The sequence below is a fragment of the Xinfangfangia pollutisoli genome (assembly GCF_020179405.1).
GTDB lineage: Bacteria > Pseudomonadota > Alphaproteobacteria > Rhodobacterales > Rhodobacteraceae > Pseudogemmobacter > Pseudogemmobacter pollutisoli.
On the sequence record NZ_JAICBZ010000154.1, the window covers coordinates 1 to 3,433 of the forward strand.

At 69.2% G+C, this 3,433-nt stretch carries 1 protein-coding gene; it reads right to left on the reverse strand.

Annotation, left to right across the window (positions count from 1 at the left end; translation table 11 throughout):
• Positions 1–118 precede the first annotated feature (118 nt).
• On the reverse strand, positions 119–3,433 hold a 3,315-nt coding region (locus K1Y73_RS21560), incomplete at its 5' end, for a MupA/Atu3671 family FMN-dependent luciferase-like monooxygenase (RefSeq protein ID WP_225030454.1).

Sequence of the window (3,433 nt, forward strand, 5' to 3'; positions counted from 1 at the left end):
AAGCGGATGGATCTGCCGCGGATCGGCCGAGGCCACCGCGCAGCCTTCGGGCAGCAGGTCCCGGGCCGCCCGTTCCAGCGCCGCCAGATCGGGCGCCGCCAGATCGGGTGGGGGCCGGTCAGGCATCGACGCCGCGCCGCGCCAGCCGCATCGCCCGACGCCGGGCCATGGCATCGCCCAGCGTGTCACCCGCGGCCGGCACGGCCACGGGCTGCGGCACGGCCGGGGCCAGGGGGGCGGCCTTCGGCCCTTCGATATGGGCGGCCAGCGCCTCCAGCACCGGGAAACGGAAGATATCGGTGATCGAGACCTTGCTGGCGCCCAGCTTGTCGCGGATCTCGCGATGGGCTTGCACCGCCAGTAGACTGTGCCCGCCAAGCGCGAAGAAATTGTCTTTCGCGCCGACTTTGGCCACGCCCAGAACCCGCGCCCAGATCGCCGCCAGATCCTCGGCGACCGAGGACGCCGGCGCTTCGAAGCCCGCCGCAGCGGGGGCCGAGGCGACAGCGGACCCGGCCAGGGCAGGCGCGGGCAGCGCCTTGCGGTCGACCTTGCGATTGGGCGTCAGCGGCATTGCGGCCAGGGGGACGATGGCCGAAGGCAGCATATGCGCCGGCAGTTCCGCCGCCAGCGCCGCGCGCAGCGCCGGTTCCCCGGCCGTACCGGTGACATAGGCCACCAGCCGCAGATCGCCCGGCTGATCCTCGCGCGCCAGAACCACGGCCTGGGTCACGCCGGGCTGGCTTTCCAGCACGGATTCGATTTCGCCCAGCTCGATCCGATAACCGCGCAGCTTGACCTGATGGTCGGCCCGGCCCAGGAAATCGACCTTCCCATCCGGCCGCAGCCGCGCCAGATCGCCGGTGCGGTACATCCGGCCCGGATGGAACGGGTTCGCGACAAAGCGCTCCTCCGTCAGGTCGGGGCGCTGCCAATAGCCGCGCGTCACGCCTTCGCCGCCGATCCACAATTCGCCCGCCACGCCCGGGGGCACCGGCTGCTGTGCCTCGTCCAGCACATAGATCTGCTGGTTGGCCAAAGGCGTGCCGATATTCACCACCGGCTCGGCCGCCCCCACCTCTTCGACCGAAGACCAGATCGTGGTTTCGGTCGGGCCATACATGTTCAGGATCCGCGCCCCGGTCACCTTGCGCAGATCCTGCACCAGGGCACCCGGCAGCGCCTCGCCGCCCAGCATCACCGTCTTCACCCGCCCCAGCGCCATCCGCGCCTCGTCGCTGAGCGCGATCATCCGCGCCATGGACGGCGTGCATTGCAGATGGGTCACGCCATGGCGCAGGATCTGCGCGGCGATCGAGAAATCGTCGGGCTCGATCTCGCCGCCGGCATTGGCGCGGCGCACCACTTCGGCCAGCGGATACAGGCCTTCCAGCACCTTCTCGGGTGCGATCCCATAGTCGATCAGACAGGCCACTTCGCCCACGCCGATCCGCTTCAGCTGTTCCACCCGCGCCAGCGCGTCCTCGACCGTGCCGAACAGGCCCGAATCGTCGAAATAGCGGTGGAAGGCGAAATCCAGGATCGCGGCGTTTTCCTCGTCCGAGAGGCTGCGCAGGTCGATATCCATCGGATTGGTCACGCCCTGCGGTTTCTTGAAGGCCGGGAAGGCCCAGGCATATTGCTTCACCAGCCCCGCGGCGCTGGCGAGATAGGCCTTCATCGGGCCTTCGGCCACGCGGCGCACCTGGTCACGGTCGCGGCCCACATAGCTGTGCAGCATCAAGGTCACGGTGAAATCGGCCGGATCATGGCCGGCTTCGCGCAGGGCGGCGTGGTAAAGGCCGATCTTCTCGCCCACTTCCTCGATCGTCTGACCCAGAAGATGGGTCAGCACATTGGCGCCGATGGCGCCCGCCTCGCGCCAGGTTTCCGGGTTGCCGGCGGTGGTGACCCAAAGCGGCAGCTCGGCCGAAACGGGGCGGGGCTGGGTCTTCACCGTGAACAGGCTGCCATCGGCCTTGGGGAAATCCACCCCCTCGCCGCGCCACAGCCGGCGCACCTGGGCCGCGGCCTCGAACATCGCGGCCTTGTTCTTTGGCGGCGCATTTTCCGGGCGCAGCACGAAATCGTCAGGGTGCCAGCCGCTGGCAATCGCCAGACCGGCGCGGCCATTGGTCAGATTGTCGATCACCGCCCATTCCTCGGCGATGCGGGCGGGGTGGTGCAGCGGCACCACGCAGGATCCGGCCCGGACGGCCACATTCTTCGTCACCGCGGCCACGGCGGCACCGGTGACGGCGGGGTTCGGATAGGGCCCGCCGAAGGCGTGGAAATGCCGTTCCGGCGTCCAGACCGCGCAGAAGCCGTGATTGTCGGCAAAGCGCGCGCCTTCCAGCAGCAATTCGTATTTCTTCGGGCCCTGACCGTCGTCATTGCCCCAGTAATAGAGCGAGAAATCCATCTTGCCGGGGCTGGCGATCCGGCCCGAGGCGACAAGTGCGCGGTTTTCATCCGACGAGATCACCACCTTGAAGCCGCGGGCCAGCGTCCAGAACAGCTCCAGGACCGAGATGTCGAAGGACAGCGAGGTGACCGCCAGCCAGACCCCGGGATCGGTGCCGATCCGGTCATCCATCCCGGTAAAGAAATTCGCGACATTGCGGTGTTCGACCTGCACGCCCTTGGGCCGCCCGGTCGAGCCCGAAGTGTAGATCATATAGGCCACGTCCTGCGGGGTGACGCCGGTCGCGGGGTTCGTGTCGGGCGCGGCGGCCAGGCGACCGTCGCTGTCAAGGCACAGGGTTTCGGCCTGAAAGCGCGGGGCAAGCGCCGCCTGGGTGACGATGACCGGGGCGCCCGAATCTTCAGCATACAGCGCCAGCCGGTCGGCCGGATAGGCCGGGTCCATCGGCACATAGGCAGCACCCGCCTTCAGGATCGCCAAGGCGCCCACCACCAGATCCAGGGACCGGCTGGTCGACAGGCCGACCAAGATGCCCGGCCGCACGCCCATGCCGATCAGCAGATGCGCGGCACGGTTGGCGCGGGCGTTCAGCTGGGCATAGGTCAGGGTGACGCCTTCAAAGGCCAGGGCCGGTGCGTCCGGCGTGCGGGCGACCTGGGCCTCGAAGGCGGTATGAACCATCAGGCTGCGGTCATGGTCGCGGGCGGTGTCGTTCAGCTGGTACAGAACACGGTCGCGTTCCTGGGGCGTCAGCGGCGACAGGCTGGCAAGCGGCGCGTCAGGCGCGGCGGCGGCGATCTGGGCGGCCAGATGGGCGATGCGGGCGGCCAGCGCGCTGGCGGCTTCGGGCGCCACGCGGGCGGCATCGTAATGCAGGGCGTCTGGCGTCAGGGTCAGGGCGCTGCCTTCGACCGGGCCCGATTGCGACAGGGCCAGCGCGCCCAGGGCGAACAACCCGGCCAGAAAGCTGAGCGGATGCAGCGCCGGCCGCCGCCGCAGCAGCGCCGA